Consider the following 19,852-nt stretch of genomic DNA (forward strand, 5'->3'; position numbering starts at 1 on the left):
ACAGTGCCGGCTCCAGGGGGCTCGCCGGCCTCCTGGAGCCGGCGCCACCACTCGCGAAAAGGGAGATCGATGAAGGTCCTGTTCACCACGTTCGCCGCGAAGTCCCATATGCATGCCCAGGTTCCGCTCGCCTGGGCTCTCCAGACCGCCGGCCACGAGGTCCGTATCGCCAGCCAGCCGGATCTGGCGGAGGACATCACCCGTACCGGACTGACGGCCGTCTGCGTCGGTGAGCCGCTGCTCCTGGAGGAGCAGATGCAGCGGGTCAACGAGGGCCTGGGCGACGACGCCGAGATCATGGAGAGCCAGGCGGAAGCCGGGATGGACATGACCGAGACCCGTCCCGAGATGCTGACCTGGGACCACGTCCTCGGGGTGTTCACCTCGATGACGGCGATGGCCTTCCAGAACTCCTGCCCGGAGCGCATGATCGACGACCTGGTCGCGTTCAGCCGCGAGTGGCAGCCCGACCTGGTCATCTGGGACACCCTGTCCTTCGCGGGCCCGGTGGCCGCGCAGGTCACCGGCGCCGCCCACGCCCGGCTGCTGTTCGGGCTCGATCTGCTGGGGCGGATGCGCGAGACCTTCCTCGACCTCCAGGCGGAGCGGCTGCCGGAGCAGCGGGACGATCCGCTGCGCGAGTGGCTGACCTGGACGCTGGGCCGCTACGGCGCGGAGTTCGAGGAGGAGGTCGCGGTCGGTCAGTGGACCATCGACCCGGTGCCTCCGTCGATGCGCTTCCCGGTGAAGCAGCCGTTCGTCCCGCTGCGCTACATCCCCTACAACGGGCAGGCCGTCATACCTCAGTGGCTGCACGAGCCGCCGAAGAAGCGCCGGGTCTGTCTGACGCTGGGTGTGGCCCACCGTGAGGTGCTGGACGGCGACCGTGCCTCGATCGGTGAACTGGTCGGGGCGCTGGCGGAGCTCGACGTCGAGGTGGTCGCCACGCTCAACGCCAAGCAGCTCGCCGGGCTGGAACTGCCGGACAACGTCAGGGCCGTCGACTTCGTGCCGCTCAACGCGCTTCTGCCGACCTGCTCCGCGGTCATACACCACGGTGGCTCCGGCACCTTCCAGACCGCGCTGGCGCACGGGGTCCCGCAGCTGATCGTGCCCGACATGGTCTGGGACACCATCCACAAGGCGAAGCAGCTGGAGAAGTTCGGCGCGGGACTGTACCTGCACGACGTCGACCACTACACCGCCCAGGACCTGCGCGAGCACGTGCTGCGTCTGCTGGAGGAGCCGTCGTTCGCGGAGAACTGCGCGCGGATCCGCCGGGAGATGGTGGGGACGCCGAGCCCCAACGACATCGTTCCGCTGCTGGAGAAGCTCGCCGCGGAACACCGCGGGGCCCGCGATTCCCGCAGCGCCGTCCGAGGGGAGCGGTAGATGGCCTCCGCCGTGACGTTCCGCGAACTCGCCGTCAGTGGCGCGTACGCCTTCACCCCGCCCGTCTTCGAGGACGACCGCGGCCTGTTCACCTCGCCCTACCAGGAGCCGGCGTTCGTGGAGGCCCTGGGGCATCCGCTCTTCCCCGTCGCGCAGAGCAACCACAGCAAGTCGCGGCGCGGCACCGTCCGGGGCATCCACTACACCGTGACCCCGCCGGGCGTGGCCAAGTACGTGTACTGCGCCCGGGGCCGCGCCATCGACATCGTGGTGGACATCCGGGTCGGCTCGCCCACCTTCGGCCGCTGGGACTCCTCCGTGCTCGACCCGGAAGGCTTCAGCGCCATGTACTTCCCGGTCGGTGTCGGGCACGCCTTCATCGCCCTGGAGGACGACACGGTGATGTCGTACATGCTCTCCGGGAGTTACGAGGCACAGCACGAGCTGTCCCTCTCCCCGCTCGACCCCGCGCTCGGCCTGCCGATCCCGCAGGACGTGGAGCCTTTGCTGTCCGCACGGGACACGGCCGCGCCGCTGCTCGCGCAGGTGCAGGCGGAGGGCGGCCTGCCGGAGTACGACAAGTGCCGTCGGATCGAGGCCGCACTGTGGCGGCCCTGAGCGGGGGGCGGCCGGCGGCCGCGGGGTCCCGGATCGCGGTGCTCGGGGCCACCGGCTGTGTCGGCCGCTGTGTGAGCGCCGCGCTGGCGCGCGAGGGGCACCAGGTGCTCGCGGTCGCCCGGCGCGGCGGGCCCGCGGTCGCCGACCACGTCTTCGCCGGCCTGGACGTGGCGGCGGTCCCGCCCGCCGAGCTCGCGCGGCTGTTCACCCGGCACCGGGTGCGCGCGGTGGTCAATGTGACGGGCGGCTGGGGCACGACCGAGGAGGAGATGCAGTACGCGCACATCACCCTGGTCGACCGGCTGTTGCGGGCCCTGACGCAGATGGAAGAGCGGCCGCGGCTGGTCCATGTGGGCTCCATCCACGAGTACGGGCCGGTGTCCGAGCCCCTCTCCATCGGCGAGGACCTCGAGCCCCGGCCGACCACGATGTACGCCAGGACCAAGCTGGCCGGCTCCGAGCTGGTGCTCGACTCCACCCGGGCCGGCCGGGTGGACGGGCTGGTGCTGCGCGCGGTGAACGTGTGCGGGCCCCGCACCACCCGGGCCAGTTTCCTCGGGGCGGTCGTCGACAGACTGCGGGGCGCGGACGCGAGCGCCCCGGTGACGCTGCGGGTCGCGGACGCGCGGCGGGACTTCGTCGATGTGCGCGACCTCGCCGAGGCCGTGGTCCTCGCCGTGGCGTCGCCGGCCACCGGACAGGTCGTCAACATCGGCCGTGGGGAGGCCTCCGCCATGCGTGAGCTGGTGGATCTGCTGGTCGCCGCCTCGGGGCTGCCTCCGGAGGCGCTGCGGGTGGAGGACGGGCCGATCGCCAGCAAGGGCGGCGGCTGGACCCTGGCGGACATCCGGCTGGCGGGCGAACTGCTCGGCTGGAAGCCGCGGATCCCGCTCGCCGAGGCGATGCGGGCGACGTGGGAGACGCCCGCCGACTGAACCACCCCGAACGGCCGCGTACGCCCCCATCGATGACGAGGAGTTCAGATGGCCGATGTGACGGCCCGTATCGCCAGGTCGGCCGCGGCCGTGGAGAGCCCGCTGACCGATCTCGCCGGATTCGACGACTGGTTCGCCGAGTACGGGGAGCAGATCTACACGACGGCCGAGCGGATACCGCTGGCGGCCCTCGACCAGTGGTACCAGACACCGGTGACCGGTGATCTGTGGCATCGCAGCGGCAAGTTCTTCACGGTCCACGGTCTGCGGGTGCACGATCCGGGCAACGCGGTGCCGTGGTGGGACCAGCCCATCATCGACCAGCCCGAGGTCGGCATCCTGGGCATCCTGATCAAGGAGTTCGACGGGGTGCCGCACTTCCTGATGCAGGCCAAGGCGGAGCCGGGCAACCCCGGCGGTCTGCAGCTCTCCCCCACCGTCCAGGCGACCCGCAGCAACTACACCGGCGTCCACAAGGGCAAGCCCGTGCCGTATCTGGACTACTTCCGGGACACGTCACGGCACCGGGTGATCACGGACGTCCGGCAGTCGGAGCAGGGCGCCTGGTTCTACCGCAAGCGCAACCGCAACATGGTGGTGGAGACGACCACCGAGGTGGAGGTCCTCGAAGGCTTCCGCTGGTTCACCCTGGGGCAGTTGTACCGGCTGCTGTCGCGCGACGACATCGTCAACATGGACGCGAGGACCGTGCTGGCGTGTCTGCCGCACGCCTCCTGGCCGGACGGCGCGCTGCACCGGATGACCGACGTGCTGAGCTGGATCACCGGCGCCCGCTCGCTGGCCAACGTGCGCACCGAGCGGATCGCCCTCAACGCGCTCGACGAGTGGCGGCACAGCGAGATGGGTTACTCGCACGAGAGCGGCGGCTTCTTCGACGTGATCGGGGTGTCCGTGACGGCCGCGGGGCGTGAGGTCGGCACCTGGCGCCAGCCGATGATCGAGCCGCGCGGCACCGGCGTCATCGCCTTCCTGTCACGGGAGATCAACGGGGTGCCGCACGTGCTGGTGCACGCCCGCACCGAGCCGGGCTACCACGACGTCGTGGAGCTGGCGCCGACCGTGCAGTGCGTCCCGGCGAGCTACAACTGGCTGCCGCCCACCGCCCGGCCCCGTCATCTCGACGAGGTGCTGGCCGCCGGGCCCGACCGCATCCGCTTCGAGGCCGTGCTCTCCGAGGAGGGCGGCCGTTTCTTCCATGCCCGCAACCGGTATCTGATCGTGGACAGCGACGTCCCCGAGGACCCCGGCCACCCCGACTACCGCTGGCTGACCATGGACCAGCTGACGCAGTTGCTCCGGCACAGCCACTACCTCAACGTGCAGGCCCGGAGCCTGGTGGCGTGTCTGCGCGGCCTGGAGGCGTCCCGCTTGGCCGGCTGACCGCCGGCGCGGGACGCGCGCACCGAGAAGGCCCGGCGGGATCCCTCCGCCGGGCCTTCGGTGTGGGGCGGTGTGTGCCGGGCCGGGGCCGCACGGGCTCAGAGGCTGTCCAGCACGTCACGCACCGCGCTGATCACCTTGTCCTGGACGTCCGGCGCGAGGGCCGGGTACATGGGCAGCGAGAAGATCTGACCCGCCAGTTCCTCGGTGACGGGCAGCGAGCCCGTGGGCCGGCCGAGGTGGGCAAACCCGGACATCGTGTGCACCGGCCAGGGATAGCTGATGTTGAGCTCGATGTCGTACGTCTTGAGGGCCTTGATGATGTCGTCGCGCCGGGGGTGGCGCACCGTGTAGACGTAGTACACGTGCTCGTTGCCGGGGACGGTGTGCGGCAGCACCAGGTCGGTGTCGCCGAGCCCCTCCTCGTAGCGGCGGGCGACGGCCTGCCGCCCCTGGACGTAGGTGTCGAGTCGGCGCAGCTTGCGCCGCAGGATCTCGGCCTGCACCTCGTCGAGCCGGGCGTTGTGGCCGGGGGTGCCGACGACGTAGTAGCGCTCCTCCATGCCGTAGTAGCGCAGTCGGCGCAGCGCGCGGTGGGCGTCGTCCCGGGAGGTCAGCACGGCGCCGCCGTCGCCGTACGCGCCGAGCACCTTCGTCGGGTAGAAGGAGAAGGCGGCGGCGTCGCCCGTGGTGCCGGCGAGCCGGCCGTCGCGGCGGGCGCCGTGGGCCTGTGCGCAGTCCTCGACGAGGAACAGGTCGTGCTCGGCGGCGAGCCGCTCCAGCGGCGCCAGGTCGACGCACTGCCCGTAGAGGTGGACGGGGAGCAGACACCGGGTCCGCGGGGTGAGGACGGACGCCACCTGCTCGGTGTCCATGAGGTAGCTGTCCGGGTGGATGTCGACGAACACCGGGGTGGCGCCCACCGAGTCGATCGCGACCACGGTGGGGGCCGCGGTGTTGGACACGGTGACGACCTCGTCGCCGGGGCCGATGCCGAGCGCCTGGAGGGCCAGCTTGATCGCGTTGGTGCCGTTGTCGACGCCGACGCAGTGCCCCACGCCGTGATATCCGGCGAACTCCTGCTCGAAGCCGCGAACACTGTCACCGAGGACGAGCTGGCCCGAGCTGAAGACCGTCTCGACGGCGTCCAGAATATCGGCGCGTTCGTTCTCGTATTCCTGCCGGTAGTCCCATACGAGAGTCGTCATTAATTCGTTTCCCTCCCATTGCTGATGCCATGCCGCAGGGCGTCACCATCCCCCCGCAGCACATCACATTGCCGGTTCGGTCCACAACCCTTGATTTTCCTCTATTCCCACTCGAATTTCCCTGGACCAAGGGCTCTTCTTGTTGCTGTCGAGTGAATCCGGTCGTTAGCATGAACAGAAATCGAGGACAGGGGCATACCCATGAAAGGGATTATTCTCGCCGGCGGTTCGGGAACAAGGCTCCATCCAATAACCGTCTCCGTTTCGAAACAGCTTCTCCCGGTCGGCGACAAACCGATGATCTACTATCCGCTTTCGGTGCTGATGCTCGCGGACATCAAGGAGATCCTGCTCATCTGCACCGAGCACGACCTGGATCAGTTCCGCAGGCTCCTGGGCGACGGCTCCCAGCTCGGCGTCCGGATCGACTACGCGGTGCAGAACCGGCCGGCCGGGCTGGCCGAGGCCTTCATCATCGGCGCCGACCACGTGGGCGACGACGACGTGGCCCTGGTCCTGGGAGACAACATCTTCCATGGCTACCACTTCTACGACATGCTCCAGAGCAACGTCCGGGACGTACAGGGCTGTGTGCTGTTCGGTTATCCCGTGGAGGACCCCGAGCGCTACGGAGTGGGCGAGACCGACGCGTCGGGACGCCTCATCTCCCTGGAGGAGAAGCCGATCCGACCGCGCTCCGACCTCGCCATCACCGGGCTCTACCTGTACGACAACGAAGTACTGGACATCGCCAAGAACCTCCGCCCCTCGGCGCGCGGAGAACTGGAGATCACCGACGTCAACCGGAATTACCTGGCGCGCGGCCGAGCCCGCTTGGTCGACCTCGGCCGCGGTTTCGCCTGGCTGGACGCCGGGACTCCGGAATCCCTGCTCCAGGCCGCCCAGTATGTGCGGACGCTCGAAGAACGGCAGGGCGTGCGTATCGCCTGCGTCGAGGAGGTCGCACTGCGCATGGGATTCATCGACGCGGACAGCTGCTACCGGCTCGGCGAGAAAATGTCGCAGTCGGGTTACGGCCGCTACGTGATGTCGGTGGCCCGCGAAATGTCGTCCTGACGCTCCCGTCTCTCAGCCTGATTCGCGTACACCGACGAAAAGGCCACGACCGGTGGGGCCGTCCTCCAGGAACTCCACGGAGCAGCCCGCGTCGGTGAACGCAGAGACGTACTCCTCCTTGGTGAACAGGGTCAGTACGTCGATCTCGGTGAACTGCTGGATACCGGCGGCGTCCCCCACGGTGAAGCGGACCTCCATGCGGGTGGCCCGGCCCTTGCGGGTGGTGTGCGAGATCCGCGCGATGGTGCGGTGCTCCTCACGGGCCAGGTCACCCGCGACATAGCCCTCGATGAAGTTCTCGGGGAACCACCAGGGTTCGACGACCAGGACGCCGCCGGGCTCCAGATGGCCGGCCATCGACCTGATGGCGGCCCGCATGTCGGCCACGGTCTCCAGATAGCCGATGGCGCAGAACATGCAGCTCACCGCCGCGTAGGTGCGACCGAGGGAGAAGTCGCGCATGTCGCCCGCGTGCACCGTGGTGCCGGGCAGCCGCTGCTCGGCGAGCCGGCGCATCGGCTCCGCGATCTCCAGCCCCTCGGCGACCTCGAACAGCGTGCTGAACACGCTGAGATGGGCGCCCGTGCCACAGGCGACGTCGAGCAGTGAGTCGGCTCCCGGGCGGCGTTCGGCGATGAGCCGGGAGACGTCCGCCGCCTCCTCCCCCCAGTCCTTGCCCCGGCTCCGGTAGATGGCCTCGTACACGTCCGCGAGTTCCCGGCCGTACATGTGTCTCTCCTCCCGTTGTCGCCCCGCAGGGCGCTTCGTCCGCTGGGCCGTCGCGCTCCTCACTCGTCGAGCAGCGCCACCGCCCTCGTCCAGCCGGCGCCCGCGCCGGCGATCCGCACCGGGAAGCACGCGACCCGGAATCCGTGCGGGGCCGGCAACCGGTCGAGTCCGGCGAGCCGTTCGACCTGGCAGTACTCGCGGTCCCGGCCGATCATGTGGGCGGGCCACAGCACCGAGCGGTCGCCGGTTCGCCGGTAGCGGGTGATGATGTCGCCGAACGGCGCGTCCAGGCTGAACGCGTCCGTGCCGATCACCCGGACTCCCTGGTCCAGCAGCAGGTGCACGGCCGAGCCGTCGAGCCCGGTGAAGTCCGTGAAGTACTTCTGCGTCCCCGACCACGCGTCGGCGCCGGTCCTGAGCAGCACGATGTCCATGGGCGAGAGGGTGTGGCCGACACGGTCCAGCTCCCGCTGCACCACGTCGGCGCCGACCGCGCCGGTGCCCTGGTCGCTCAGGTCGAGCACCACCGCGGGCCGGAAGAACCAGTCGAGCGGCATCTCGTCGATGTGCCGCGGCGGACCGTCCCGGTAGGAGGCGCGGGTGCCGTAGTGCGAGGGCGCGTCGACGTGCGTTCCGGTGTGGGTCGTCAGCTGGAGGCGGTCGAGCGAGAGGAACTCGCCTTCCGGAAGCTCCGCCGGATCGAACTCGATCCCGAAGTGGTCACGCATCTCCTCGCTCATGTGCGTGGCGGCTTCCTTGGGGCCGAGGACGTCGTGCACCACGGGATCGGGTTCGAAACCCGCCCCGTCCACGGGTGAGGACAGGTCGATGATGCGCACACGAGCCTCCCGGCGATGGATTCCTGCAAGCCAGCCCATGCTCACCAGCGCGGCTAGAGAAGCGTTGGAGCCTGGCTGAACGGTCGCCCGCGCGCTCGCCCGCGCCGCGCTCGACCGATCCTGGAGGGGCCGCTGCCACCGTCGTGACCTCACCGGGAACTCGGGAACGCACCCGCCCCGGCACAGGGAACGGCGGAAGGGACACGGCATGGCAGCACAGGCCCCGACGGCCCCGGCGGACGTCTACGCCGAGGTACAGCACTTCTACGCACGGCAGATGCGGCACCTGGACTCGGGCGAGGCCGAGATCTGGGCCGGCACCTTCACCAGGGACGGCTCCTTCGCGCCGCCCTCGCTCCCGGAGCCGGTGCGCGGCCGCCCGGCCCTCACCGAGGGCGCCCGGCAGGCCGCCGCGGGTCTCGCGGCCGCCGGCGAGACGCACCGCCACTGGGTCGGCATGCTCACCGTCACCCCCGCGGACGACGGCTCGCTGACCGCCGAGAGCCAGGTCTCCATCATCGCCGTCCCGCAGGGCGGCCCCGCCCGGCTGCACCTGGTGTGCACCTGCCGGGACATCCTGGTGCGCGAGGCCGGCGAGCTCCTGGTCAGGGAAAGGGTGGTGACCCGTGACGACCGGCCGTAGCGGGAGTCGACCGCGAATCGAGCGGCCCGGCCTACGGTCCCGTCCATGAGCGCGACACAGGACTCGACAGCACCTCGGGGCGTGATCGTCACCGGCGGCGGGACCGGGATCGGGCGGGCCACCGCCCGCGCCTTCGCCGAGCGCGGCGACCGTGTACTCGTCGTGGGCCGTACGCCCGCCACCCTGGCCGGGACCGCCGAGGGGTACCCCGGCATCAGCGTCCTCGCCGCCGACCTCACCGATCCGGACACTCCTCAGGCTGTCACCGACGCGGCGCTGAACGCGTTCGGCCGTATCGACGTGCTGGTCAACAACGCGGCCACCGGCGGATTCGCCGCTCTCGCGGAGACCAAGCGGGAAGCCGCCCGCGACCAGCTCGACAGCAATCTCCTGGCCCCGCTGCTGCTCACCCGGCAGGCCCTGGACGCCCTCGCGGCCGACGGCGGCGGAACCGTGCTGAACATCGGCTCGGCGGGCGCGCTGGGCCGCCGGGCCTGGCCGGAGAACGGGGTCTACGGCGCCGCCAAGGCCGGGCTCGACTTCCTCACCCGGACCTGGGCGGTGGAACTGGCGCCCCGCGGGATCCGTGTCCTCGGCCTGGCGCCGGGCGTGATCGACACCGGTATCGGTGAACGGTCCGGCATGTCACAGGAGGCCTACGCGGGCTTCCTCCAGCAGATCGCCACGCGCGTCCCGGCCGGCCGGGTCGGCCGCCCCGAGGACATCGCCTGGTGGGCCGTCCAGCTCACCGACCCGCGCGCCGCCTACGCGACCGGAGTGGTGCTCGCGGTCGACGGCGGTCTGTCCCTCACCTGAACCACGCCCCGAAGGAGACTGCCGTGACACACACGGAGACCGACGAGACGATCACCGACGAGACCCCCGTGGCCGGCGAGGAGGTCCAGCAGACCGACAGCGAGCTCGGCCGTCATCTCCTGACCGCCCGCGGCTTCCACTGGATCTACGGAACAAGCGGCGACCCGTACGCCCTGACACTGCGCGCGGAGAGCGACGACCCGGTGGTGCTGGCCCGCCGCATACGGGAATCGGAGACACCGCTGTGGCAGAGCGCCGCCGGCGCCTGGGTCACCGGCCGGCACGGTGTGGCCGCCGAGGTGCTGGCCGATCCGCGGCTGAGCCTGCGGCACGCCGATCTGCCGGGCCTCCAGCGGCACGTCTTCTCGGACGCCTGGAGCAATCCGCTGCTGTGCCACATCATCCCGCTGGACCGGGCCTTCCTCCACGCGTCGGGCGCCGACCATGTGCGCTGGGAGCGGTCGGCGGCCCCGGTGCTGGGCGAGGCCGCGGCGGACGGTCACCGCAAGAGCGCCGAACGCGTGCACCAGGAGACCGCCGACGGACTCGGCGCCTCCTTCGACCTCATGGCGGACTACTCCCGCCCGGTGGCCACCGAGGCCGCCGCGGCGCTGCTCGGTGTCCCGGACGCGCAGCGCGACCGGTTCGCCCGCGCGTGTCTGGCCCTGGGCGTCGCGCTCGACGCGGCGCTCTGCCCGCAGCCGCTCGTCGTCACCCGCCGGCTCACCGAGGCCATCGAGGACGTGCGCGCCCTCGTCGGCGACCTCGTCGCGGCGCGGCAGACCGCGCCGGGTGACGATCTGCTCAGCACGGTGCTGCGCGCCGGCTCCGCCGACTCTTCCGCCGAGGACGCGCTCGCGGTCGGAGTGCTGACCGCCGCGGTGGGCGTCGAATTCACCGCCGGGCTCATCAACAACGCCCTGGAGGCGCTGCTCGCCCATCCCCGGCAGTGGGCGCTGCTCGGTGAGAGCCCCGAACTGGCGGCCGGCGCAGTGGAGGAGACGCTGCGTCACGCGCCGCCGGTGCGGCTGGAGAGCCGGATCGCAGCCGAGGACCTCACGCTCGCCGGCCAGGACATCCCCGCCGGCGCCCAGGTCGTCGTCCATGTCGGCGCGGCGAACCGGGATCCCGAGGTGTTCCTGGCCCCGGACCACTTCGACCTCACCCGGCCGGTGGGACAGGGGCAGTTGTCGCTGTCCGGCCCGCACACCTCTCTCTTCGGGGCGTTCGCCCGGCTCCACGCGGAGACCGCCGTACGCACCCTGCGGGAGCGCCACCCCCGGCTGGCGCCGGCCGACGGCGTCCAGCGGCGGATGCGTTCCCCCGTCCTGGGCGGAGTACTGCGGTTCCCCCTGACCACCTCCGCGTGACGGTGCGCCGCGTCCGGCGTACCGCGGCCGGAGTTTCCACAGAGCCGCAGAGAAAGGACCGACCATGCGGGTTCTGCTGACGTCCTTCGCGATGGACGCGCACTTCAACGGGTCCGTACCGCTCGCCTGGGCGCTGCGGGCCGCCGGGCACGACGTACGGGTGGCGAGCCAGCCCGCGCTGGCGGGCAGCATCACGGCGGCCGGACTGACCGCCGTCCCGGTGGGAGCCGACCCCGCCCTCGACGAGATGGTCAAGGCAGTGGGCGACTCGGTGCTGTCCCACCACGCCAACCAGTCGCTGAACCCCGACGCCCCCGGTCAACTCACCCCCGCCTTCCTCAAGGGCTGGGACACGATGATGACCCCCACCTTCTACGCCCTGATCAACGACGATCCGATGGTCGACGAACTCATCGCGTTCGCCCGCGACTGGGAGCCGGACCTCATCCTCTGGGAGCCGTTCACGTTCGCGGGCGCGGTGGCCGCGAAGGTGACCGGCGCGGCCCACGCGCGACTGCTGTCCTTCCCCGACATGTTCATGTCGATGCGGCGGGCCTTCCTCGCGCAGCTCGGTCCGGGTCCCACGGGCGGGGACGGGGAGCAGGGGCAGGCGCACGCCGAGGACTCCCTCGGCCAGTGGCTGCAGTGGACACTCGGCCGTTACGGCGTTCCCTTCGACGAGGAGGCGGTGACGGGGCAGTGGTCGGTGGACCAGGTGCCGCGCAGCTTCCGGCCGCCGTCGGACGGGCCGACCGTGGGCATGCGCTACATCCCGTACAACGGGCCGACGCCCGCCGTCGTACCCGACTGGCTCCGGGTCCCGCCGACGCGTCCCCGCGTGTGCGTCACCCTGGGGCTCACGGCCCGGACCTCGGAGTTCCCCAACGCGGTCCCGGTCGACCTGGTCCTCAAGGCGATCGAGGGGCTCGACATCGACGTGGTGGCCACGCTCGACGCGGAGGAGCGGGCGCTGCTGACCCATGTCCCGGACAATGTGCGCCTGGTGGACCACGTACCGCTGCACGCGCTGCTGCCGACCTGCGCGGCCATCGTGCACCATGGTGGCGCCGGGACCTGGTCGACGGCGCTCGTCGAGGGAGTCCCGCAGATCGCCATGGGCTGGATCTGGGACGCCATCGAGCGGGCGCGCCGCCAGCAGGAGCTGGGCGCCGGTCTCCATCTCCCCTCCCACGAGGTGACGGTGGAAGGGCTGCGGAGCAGGCTCGTGCGGCTCCTCGACGAACCCTCGTTCACCTCGGCGGCCGCCCGGCTGCGGATCGAGGCCCGGTCCGAACCGACTCCGGCGGAGGTCGTCCCCGTACTGGAGCGGCTGACCGCCCAGCACCGCGCCCACGGGCGTCGACGTCTCGGAGGTACGTCCACACCATGCGTGTCCTGATCACCGGCGGTGCCGGTTTCATCGGATCCCACTATGTGCGCTCCCTGCTGGCCGGCAGCCTGCCCGGACCCCGGCCGGACCGGGTGACGGTCGTCGACGTGCTCACATACGCGGGGAGCACGGCCAACCTGCCTCTGGAGGACCCGCGGCTGGACTTCCGGCGCGTCGACATCTGCGACCTCGACGCGCTCCTGGAGGTGTTCCCCGGTCATGACGCGGTGGTGCACTTCGCGGCCGAGACCCATGTCGACCGTTCCCTGACCGGGGCCGCGGAGTTCGTACGCACCAATGTGCTGGGCACCCAGGCGCTGCTGGAGGCGAGCCTGCACTGTGGGGTCGCCACCTTCGTGCACATCTCGACGGACGAGGTCTACGGGTCCATCGCCGAGGGCACCTGGACGGAGGAGGAGCCACTGCTGCCCAACTCGCCCTACGCGGCGTCGAAGGCGAGCAGCGACCTCCTCGCCCGGTCCTACTGGCGCACGCACGGGCTCGACGTACGCACCACCCGGTGTGCCAACAACTACGGCCCTCGCCAGCATCCGGAGAAGCTCATCCCCCTGTTCGTCACCGAGCTGCTGGCCGGACGGACCGTGCCGCTGTACGGGGACGGCAACAACGTCCGGGAGTGGCTGCACGTGGACGACCACTGCCGTGCCGTCCACGCCGTGCTGACCGGCGGCCGGGCCGGCGAGATCGACAACATCGGCGGCGGTACGCATCTGACGAACCGTGAGATGACGTCCAAACTGCTGGAGTTGTGCGGTGCCAACTGGTCCCGGGTCCGTCGGATGCCCGACCGCAAGGGCCACGACCTGCGGTACGCGGTGGACGACTCGAAGATCCGTACGGAACTCGGCTACCGGCCTCTGCGGTCGCTGGACGACGGACTGCGCGAGGTCGTCGACTGGCACCGCGACCAGCTGGCTCGGCGACCGGAAGCGGCCGAGCGGGTCTGAGCCGGACTCCCGTCGGGGGCGGGCCGCACCACAGCCCCGGGCCGCCCCCGACGACACGACGACCGACGACCGACGACCGCAAGAAGAGCCGGCCCCGACGGGACCGGCTCTCGTCGTCGGAGCCGGTGTCGTCGGGGCCGGACGGAACAGCGCGCGTCGGGGGAAGCGCGCGCCGTCCGACGGAGGGCCGTGGCATGCGAAGCCGCGCCGCGCGGGCGCGGCCGGCTCCCCGGCCTGCCCGCGTCCGGCGCGGCCTCAGCGGCTGACGACCCGCGCGGCCTTGCGTACCTGCTCGACCAGGAGCGCCTGACGCAGCAGTGCCTCTCCCAGCGCTGCCCGCCCGGTGCCCGACAGGGCCGCCGCCGCGAACGCGTCGAGCGCGTTGCCCACTTGGTGGTCGGCGGAGAGCGTCACCTCGGTGATCCTGTCCTGCTGTTCGAGGCGGACCACCGGGCGGTGCTCCCGGGGCGGCGTGAAGGCGCGCGGCACACTGATCCGGCCCCGGCTGCCCCACAGGGCGTACACGGACCGGTAGGAGTGCTGGAATCCGAAGTCGAGCTGGGCGCTCACCCCGGTCGCCGTGGAGAGCAGCACGCTTCCCGCGACGTCGACGCCGGTGGCCTCGTCGACGCGCAGACAGGCGCCGAGGACGTCGAGTTCCCCGGCGAGGTGGAGCTGGGCCGCGCGCAGCGGATAGACGCCGACGTCCAGCAGGGCGCCGCCGCCGAGCAGCGCGTTGTGCCGGAAGGACGCCGGATCGGGCGGCGGTACCCCGAAGGAGCTGGAGAAGACCCTCAGTTCGCCGACCTCGGCGGCCATGTCCCGTACCGCGGCGTGCTGGGAGTGGTGCAGGAACATGAAGTTCTCGGTGAGCGCCAGATCGAACCGGGCGGCCATCGCCACCAGTTCGGCGCTCTGCGCGTACGTCGTGCTGAGCGGCTTCTCCACCAGGACGTGCTTTCCGGCGGTCAGCGCCTCGGCGACCCATTCGTGGTGCATGCCCGGCGGCAGCGGCACATAGACCGCGTCGATGTCGTCCCGGTCCAGCAGCGCCTGGTAGCCGGTCACCGCCGCGCATCCGAACCGGGCCGCGAGCCGTTCGCTCCTCGCCCCGTCCCGGCTCGCCACAGCCACCAGCCGCACCGACTGATGCTCCACGAGCGCAGGCAGGATCCGGCGCACCGCGATATCGGCACAGCCCAGAACCCCCATGCGGAGTACCGGTCGTGGAGTGTCCTCGGGCATCTGCCACCTCACCTGTCGGATACGTCGCCGACACAAGCTAGCCAGAGCGGGTCGAAAGCCCCTGGAAGCCCGCTGGAGCAGGCCCTTTCCGCGGGGACTCCATGGCTCCTCGACCGAGCGGCGCGAGCATGGTCCCGAGGCAATCCTTACAGGAGGGACGGCTATGACGTCGGACACCAAGGCCCTGGTCCTGGAGCAGGTTCGCGAGTACCACCGGCAGCAGCAGCCGGAGAACTTCGTGCCGGGAGTGACACCGATCCTCTCCTCGGGGGCGGTCCTGGACGAGGAGGACCGGGTCTCTCTGGTGGAGGCGGCCCTGGATCTGCGGATCGCGGCCGGGTCGCACTCCCGGCGTTTCGAGAGCAGGTTCGCCCGCCACATCGGCGTGCGCAAGGCGCACCTGGTGAACTCCGGGTCCTCGGCGAACCTGCTGGCGCTCTCGGCGCTGACCTCCCCCCGGCTCGGCGACCAGCGGCTGCGCCCGGGCGACGAGGTGATCACGGTGGCCGGCGGTTTCCCCACGACGGTCAACCCGATCTTCCAGAACGGTCTCACGCCCGTCTTCGTGGACCTCGAACTCGGCACGTACAACACGACGGCGGAACGCGTGCGGGCAGCGATCTCGGACCGCACCCGGGCCATCATGATCGCGCACACCCTCGGCAACCCCTACGAGGTGGCGGAGATCCAGCAACTGGCCACCGATCACGAGCTGTTCCTGATCGAGGACAACTGCGACGCCGTGGGCTCGACCTATCAGGGGCGTATGACAGGCACCTTCGGGGACCTGGCCACCGTCAGCTTCTATCCTGCCCACCACATCACGACGGGCGAGGGCGGGTGCGTACTGACCAAGAACCTCGAACTGGCCCGGATCGTCGAGTCGTTCCGCGACTGGGGGCGGGACTGCTGGTGCGAGCCCGGCGAGGACAACACCTGCCTCAAGCGGTTCGACTACCAGCTCGGTGACCTCCCCAAGGGCTACGACCACAAGTACATCTTCTCGCACATCGGTTACAACCTGAAGGCGACCGACCTCCAAGGAGCCCTGGCGCTCAGCCAGTTGGAGAAGCTTCCGGAGTTCGGCCGGGCCCGGCGGCGCAACTGGCAGCGGCTGCGCGACGGGCTCGCGGACGTTCCGGGTCTGCTGCTGCCCACCGCGACGCCGGGCAGTGACCCGAGCTGGTTCGGCTTCGTCATCACGGTGCTGCCCGACGCCACCTACACCCGCCGCGACCTGATCGCCTTCCTGGAGGAGCGGCGCATCGGCACACGACGGCTGTTCGGCGGCAACCTCACCCGGCACCCGGCGTATCTCGGCACCCGGCACCGGGTGGCGGGAGATCTCCGCAACTCCGACATCATCACCGAGCAGAGCTTCTGGATCGGGGTCTACCCGGGCATCACCGAGGAGATGACCGACTACATGCGGGACTCCATCGTCGAGTTCGTCGCCAAGAACGGCTGAGCCGCCCGGGGGCGGTCAGCCGATCATCCGGTCGAGCATCACGTCCTCCCCGCACCCGGGCACGTCCAGCCACGGCTCCGCAGCGAGCACGGCCTGTTGCAGACGCTGCAGGCGTGGGGACGGGGAGAGCCCCAGTTCCTCCGCCAGCCGGCGGCGCAGCCTCTGGTAGACGTCGAGCGCCTGCCAGGAGCGCCCCGCCCGGTACAGCGCCGTCATGCACTGGGCGTGCAAGCCCTCGTGCAGCGGATGACGGCCGGTGAGCTCGATCAGCTCGGCCAGCAGTTCCGCGTGACGTCCCAGCCTCAGATCCGCCTCCAGACACCGCTCCAGCACGCCGAGCCTGCTCTCCTCCAGACGGGCCACCTCGATGCTCAGTACGGGCCCTATCCGCACGTCGACCAGCGCGGATCCGCGCCACAGCGCCAGCGCCTCACGGAAGTACGCCGATGCCTTCTCCTGCCGGTCCTCGGCGGCGGCAACGCTCCCCGCGGCGACCAGCCGCTCGTAGCGCGGTACGTCGACGGCGTCCGCGGGCGCCTGCCAGCAGTAGCCGCCGTACTGGGTGACGAGGACGTCCTTGGCCGACACTCCGGCCTCGGAACCGTAGGCCGCGGTGAGCTGACGGCGCAGCTGAAGGATGTACGTGTGCAGGGTCGCCAACGCGCTCTGCGGCGGCTCGGTGCCCCAGATCTCCTCCATCAGGGTCGCGACGGGCAGGACCCGATTGGCGTGGATCGCGAGCAGCGCGAGGATCTGGCGGGGTTTCGCGGCGGTCGGCACGATCGAACGGCCCCGCACTTCGGCCGTCAGCGGTCCCAGCAACCATATGTCCATGTTTCCCCCCATGTGGTCGGCGGAGCACCGCAAAGAGCTCCTTGCCCATGGAGTCTCGCTGGCCGCTTCGGCCGCCAACCAGTGCCGTGGACCCGGACAGGCATATGAGAAACGTATGCGCAAGATGTGTAAACCTCATATGGTCCCTGTGCTGGACACACTGGTACCCCCACGGCCCGGCCCGAAAGGATGGCAGCGCTGCGCAGGGCCCGGCCGGGTCCGACGCACCCCACGGAGCAGGCAGTCCACAGCGACAAGGAGCACACATGCTACGGATCACGCCCCTGGTGGACGGCGACGGGGACAGAGCCAGGTCCATCGACGACCTCGTGATCACCGAGTTCGGCGACGACTCCGCACAGATCCCCGACGGCCGTATCTGTATCTGCTGGACCTCCTCCACCGGCACCCCGTCCGCCATGGACGGCGGTCGTACGTCTCGATGAGCCGTCCGGGCCCGGGCGACGGGCTCCCCCGGCTGGGGTTCGCACCGCATCTGCGCGTCGAATCGGTGCCGGGGGAGCCCGTCTTCCTGATGGCGGAGGACCGGGTGACCACGCTGGGCGGAGCACAGGTCGCCCTGCTGGCCCCACTGCTCGACGGCAGCCGTGATCTGCCCCGTATCGTCGCCGACGCGGCACCCGGGCTGTCGAGCGACAGCACCGAACGGCTCGTGACCAGGCTGCTGGACGCGGGCCTGCTCCATGTCTATCCACCGGACGGGTCCGACGGCCCCGAGCGTGCCTACTGGGCCCTCACCGGCCTTCAGTCACGGCCCGCCGGCGGCCGGGACGCACTCCTGGCCCCGGTCGACCTCACCGAGGACGCGGGAGGCGCGCTGCACGAGGCCGTGTCGGCGGCGGGGCTGCGGACCGCGCCGGCCGGCGAGCCGGCCGACCTGACCCTCGTGCTGTGCCACGACTATCTCGATCCGCGGTTGAGCGCCCTGGACGCGGAGCACCGCGCCGCGGGACGCACCTGGCTGCCCGTACGGGCCAGCGGCACCCACCTGTGGATCGGGCCCTTCTTCTCCCCCGGCGACGGCCCCTGCTGGAGCTGTCTCGCGGACCGGCTCCGGCTGCGCCGACGCGGCGAGGCGTACGTCCAGCACCGGCTCGGGCACAGCGGGCCCGCCGCGCACCGGCCGTCGTATCTGCCCGCCGGGCGGGCGGCGGCCATGCAACTGGCCCTGCTCGAGGCCGGAAAGTGGCTCGCCGGGCACCGGGACAGCGATCAGGGCAGCCTGTGGCGGCTGGACACCCGCACGCTGGAGAGCAGCCGTCATCCCGTGCGACGCCGCCCGCAGTGCTCCCGCTGCGGTGATCCGCTGCTGGTACGCGACCGGGTCTCGGCACCGGTCGTGATGTCCCCCCAACCGGTCCGGGACACCACCGGCGGCGGCCACCGGACGTTCGGCCCGGACCGGATGCTGGAGCGCTACGGCCACCTAGTGGACCCCGTCACCGGTCTCGTCGGCGAGATCCGCCGCGACCCGCGCGGACCGGAGTTCCTCAACTGCTTCCACGCGGGCGCGCAGCCGCCCTGGGACCCCGAGCGGCCGCCGCCTCCGCTCCACACCCCGCTGCGCAGCCCCGGCTCAGGCAAGGGCATCACCGAACTCCACGCCAAGGTGAGCGCGTTGGCCGAGGCCCTGGAGCGGTACAGCGGCTACTTCCAGGGCGACGAGCCACGCCGACGCGGCAGTTACCGCGAGCTGGCGCCCCTGGCCGTCCACCCGGACAGCGTCCAGCTCTTCGACCGGCGGCAGTTCGAGGACCGGGTGGCCTGGAACCGCACGCACGGACCCTTCCACCAGGTGACCGAGCCCTTCGACGAGGACGCCCCACTCGACTGGACGCCCGTCTGGTCGCTGACCGAACAACGGCAGCGGCTGGCGCCCACGAGTCTGCTCTACTACAACGCCCCGGACGCGGACACCGGTTTCTGCAGGGCCACCTCCAACGGCGCCGCCGCCGGAACCAGTCTGGAGGACGCCGTCGTCCACGGCTGCCTGGAACTGGTGGAGCGCGACGCGGTCGCACTGTGGTGGTACAACCGCACGCGGCAGCCCGGGGTGACCCTGGACCAGCGGGATCCGTGGATCGCCCGGATGCGGGCCGTCCTCAGGGAGCTCGGCAGGACGGTGTGGGCCCTCGATCTCACATCCGATCTCGGCATTCCCGTGGTCGCCGCCGTGTCGGCCCGGATCGGAAGGACGGCCGAGGACATCGTGCTGGGCTTCGGCGCGCATTTCGATCCCCGGATCGCGTTGCGTCGGGCGCTCACCGAACTCAACCAGATGCTGCCGCCGTTGACAGGGGAGACGACCGACGGCGCCTCCGCCTACCAGGGCACCGACCCGGAGGCCCTGGACTGGTTCCGGCACGCCACCACCGCCAACCAGCCCTATCTGCTGCCCGCGGCACGCCGGTCCACCCGGCCGCCCGCGGCTTTGCGGCCGCCCGCCGACGCCGCGGAACAGGTCCACGCCTTGGTCGCGCTGTTGCGCCGCCACGGCCTCGACGTACTCGTCCTCGACCAGACCCGCCCCGATGTGGAACTGCCCGTCGCCAAGGTGATGATCCCCGGTCTGCGCCCGCACTGGGCGGGCTTCGGCCCCGGCCGGCTGTTCGACGTACCCGTCGCGCTCGGCCGGCTCACCCGGCCGACGGACTACGCGGACCTCAATCCCCTGCCGCTGCATCTGTAAGGGAATGAGACCTTCCTCTTCCTCCCGCGCAACGAAGCAACCTTTCCGCACCCAGAACGATCTTCTTCCACAAGGGGATTGAGAACGGCAGCCACGCCGTAGAGCTTCTTAGTCGAATGACTCGTACCGGCTAGAATCGATTACGCGTTCCCAACCTCGCGCTTTGCCGTGAGCGGGTTAAGCGCGGCACAACCTGACTCATTGACTCG

18 protein-coding genes are annotated in these 19,852 nt (G+C 70.8%); 13 read left to right on the forward strand and 5 right to left on the reverse strand.

Annotation, left to right across the window (positions count from 1 at the left end; translation table 11 throughout):
• The first annotated feature begins 69 nt into the window (after positions 1–69).
• From B5557_RS14320 to B5557_RS14335, 4 genes are read left to right on the forward strand one after another with little or no spacing between them, the layout of a single operon-like run.
• Positions 70–1,392 carry an activator-dependent family glycosyltransferase gene (locus B5557_RS14320; RefSeq protein ID WP_079659612.1) on the forward strand — a complete coding sequence of 441 codons (1,323 nt, stop codon included), beginning with the start codon at positions 70–72 and terminating at the stop codon, positions 1,390–1,392.
• On the forward strand, positions 1,393–2,010 hold the full coding sequence (locus tag B5557_RS14325) for a dTDP-4-dehydrorhamnose 3,5-epimerase family protein (protein ID WP_079659613.1): 618 nt from the start codon (positions 1,393–1,395) through the stop codon (positions 2,008–2,010).
• The gene (locus tag B5557_RS14330) at positions 1,974–2,945 is read left to right on the forward strand and encodes an NAD-dependent epimerase/dehydratase family protein (RefSeq protein ID WP_231976350.1); all 972 of its coding nucleotides are present in this window, start codon (positions 1,974–1,976) and stop codon (positions 2,943–2,945) included. The genes B5557_RS14325 and B5557_RS14330 overlap by 37 nt, the downstream gene beginning before the upstream one ends.
• A gap of 48 nt (positions 2,946–2,993) precedes the next feature.
• Entirely contained in the window at positions 2,994–4,346 is a 1,353-nt protein-coding gene (locus B5557_RS14335) for an NDP-hexose 2,3-dehydratase family protein (protein ID WP_079659615.1), read from the forward strand.
• 98 nt (positions 4,347–4,444) lie between these two features.
• Here B5557_RS14335 and B5557_RS14340 read toward each other — a convergent pair whose 3' ends face one another.
• Positions 4,445–5,554, reverse strand: a complete 1,110-nt coding sequence (locus B5557_RS14340) for a DegT/DnrJ/EryC1/StrS family aminotransferase (RefSeq protein WP_079659616.1) — start codon at positions 5,552–5,554, stop codon at positions 4,445–4,447.
• Positions 5,555–5,755: 201 nt separating this feature from the next.
• On the opposite strand from B5557_RS14340, the gene rfbA reads away from it, so the two are divergent.
• A complete protein-coding gene (gene rfbA, locus B5557_RS14345; protein ID WP_079659617.1) occupies positions 5,756–6,631 on the forward strand; it encodes a glucose-1-phosphate thymidylyltransferase RfbA in 876 nt (291 codons plus the stop codon).
• 12 nt (positions 6,632–6,643) lie between these two features.
• On the opposite strand, the gene B5557_RS14350 is transcribed toward rfbA, so the two are convergent.
• Positions 6,644–7,360 carry a class I SAM-dependent methyltransferase gene (locus tag B5557_RS14350; RefSeq protein WP_079659618.1) on the reverse strand — a complete coding sequence of 239 codons (717 nt, stop codon included), beginning with the start codon at positions 7,358–7,360 and terminating at the stop codon, positions 6,644–6,646.
• Between the two features lie 59 nt (positions 7,361–7,419).
• On the reverse strand, positions 7,420–8,199 hold the full coding sequence (locus B5557_RS14355; RefSeq protein ID WP_079659619.1) for a cyclase family protein: 780 nt from the start codon (positions 8,197–8,199) through the stop codon (positions 7,420–7,422).
• Positions 8,200–8,407: 208 nt separating this feature from the next.
• Here B5557_RS14355 and B5557_RS14360 point away from each other — a divergent pair, with 208 nt between their 5' ends.
• From B5557_RS14360 to rfbB, 5 genes are all read left to right on the forward strand, one after another.
• A complete protein-coding gene (locus B5557_RS14360) occupies positions 8,408–8,842 on the forward strand; it encodes a nuclear transport factor 2 family protein (protein ID WP_079659621.1) in 435 nt (144 codons plus the stop codon).
• A 45-nt stretch (positions 8,843–8,887) separates the two neighbouring features.
• Positions 8,888–9,658 carry an SDR family NAD(P)-dependent oxidoreductase gene (locus tag B5557_RS14365; RefSeq protein WP_173877678.1) on the forward strand — a complete coding sequence of 257 codons (771 nt, stop codon included), beginning with the start codon at positions 8,888–8,890 and terminating at the stop codon, positions 9,656–9,658.
• 23 nt (positions 9,659–9,681) lie between these two features.
• The gene (locus B5557_RS14370) at positions 9,682–11,028 is read left to right on the forward strand and encodes a cytochrome P450 family protein (protein WP_159424382.1); all 1,347 of its coding nucleotides are present in this window, start codon (positions 9,682–9,684) and stop codon (positions 11,026–11,028) included.
• A gap of 64 nt (positions 11,029–11,092) precedes the next feature.
• On the forward strand, positions 11,093–12,427 hold the full coding sequence (locus B5557_RS14375; protein ID WP_079659625.1) for an activator-dependent family glycosyltransferase: 1,335 nt from the start codon (positions 11,093–11,095) through the stop codon (positions 12,425–12,427).
• On the forward strand, positions 12,415–13,386 hold the full coding sequence (gene rfbB / locus B5557_RS14380; protein WP_079659627.1) for a dTDP-glucose 4,6-dehydratase: 972 nt from the start codon (positions 12,415–12,417) through the stop codon (positions 13,384–13,386). The genes B5557_RS14375 and rfbB overlap by 13 nt, the downstream gene beginning before the upstream one ends.
• Before the next feature lie 255 nt (positions 13,387–13,641).
• Here the strand turns inward: rfbB and B5557_RS14385 are convergent, their stop codons facing one another.
• A complete protein-coding gene (locus B5557_RS14385) occupies positions 13,642–14,631 on the reverse strand; it encodes a Gfo/Idh/MocA family protein (protein WP_231976351.1) in 990 nt (329 codons plus the stop codon).
• A 163-nt stretch (positions 14,632–14,794) separates the two neighbouring features.
• Here B5557_RS14385 and rfbH point away from each other — a divergent pair, with 163 nt between their 5' ends.
• The gene (gene rfbH / locus B5557_RS14390) at positions 14,795–16,099 is read left to right on the forward strand and encodes a lipopolysaccharide biosynthesis protein RfbH (RefSeq protein ID WP_079659630.1); all 1,305 of its coding nucleotides are present in this window, start codon (positions 14,795–14,797) and stop codon (positions 16,097–16,099) included.
• 15 nt (positions 16,100–16,114) lie between these two features.
• Here the strand turns inward: rfbH and B5557_RS14395 are convergent, their stop codons facing one another.
• Complete coding sequence (locus tag B5557_RS14395) at positions 16,115–16,933, reverse strand: AfsR/SARP family transcriptional regulator (RefSeq protein WP_079664770.1); 819 nt, start codon at positions 16,931–16,933, stop codon at positions 16,115–16,117.
• A 266-nt stretch (positions 16,934–17,199) separates the two neighbouring features.
• Here B5557_RS14395 and B5557_RS14400 point away from each other — a divergent pair, with 266 nt between their 5' ends.
• Positions 17,200–17,379, forward strand: coding sequence for a hypothetical protein (locus tag B5557_RS14400; protein WP_079659632.1), 180 nt, complete (start codon positions 17,200–17,202; stop codon positions 17,377–17,379).
• Complete coding sequence (locus tag B5557_RS14405; RefSeq protein ID WP_079659633.1) at positions 17,376–19,643, forward strand: TOMM precursor leader peptide-binding protein; 2,268 nt, start codon at positions 17,376–17,378, stop codon at positions 19,641–19,643. The genes B5557_RS14400 and B5557_RS14405 overlap by 4 nt, the downstream gene beginning before the upstream one ends.
• Positions 19,644–19,852 lie beyond the last annotated feature (209 nt).

Source organism: Streptomyces sp. 3214.6, assembly GCF_900129855.1.
Taxonomy (GTDB): Bacteria; Actinomycetota; Actinomycetes; order Streptomycetales; family Streptomycetaceae; genus Streptomyces; species Streptomyces soliscabiei.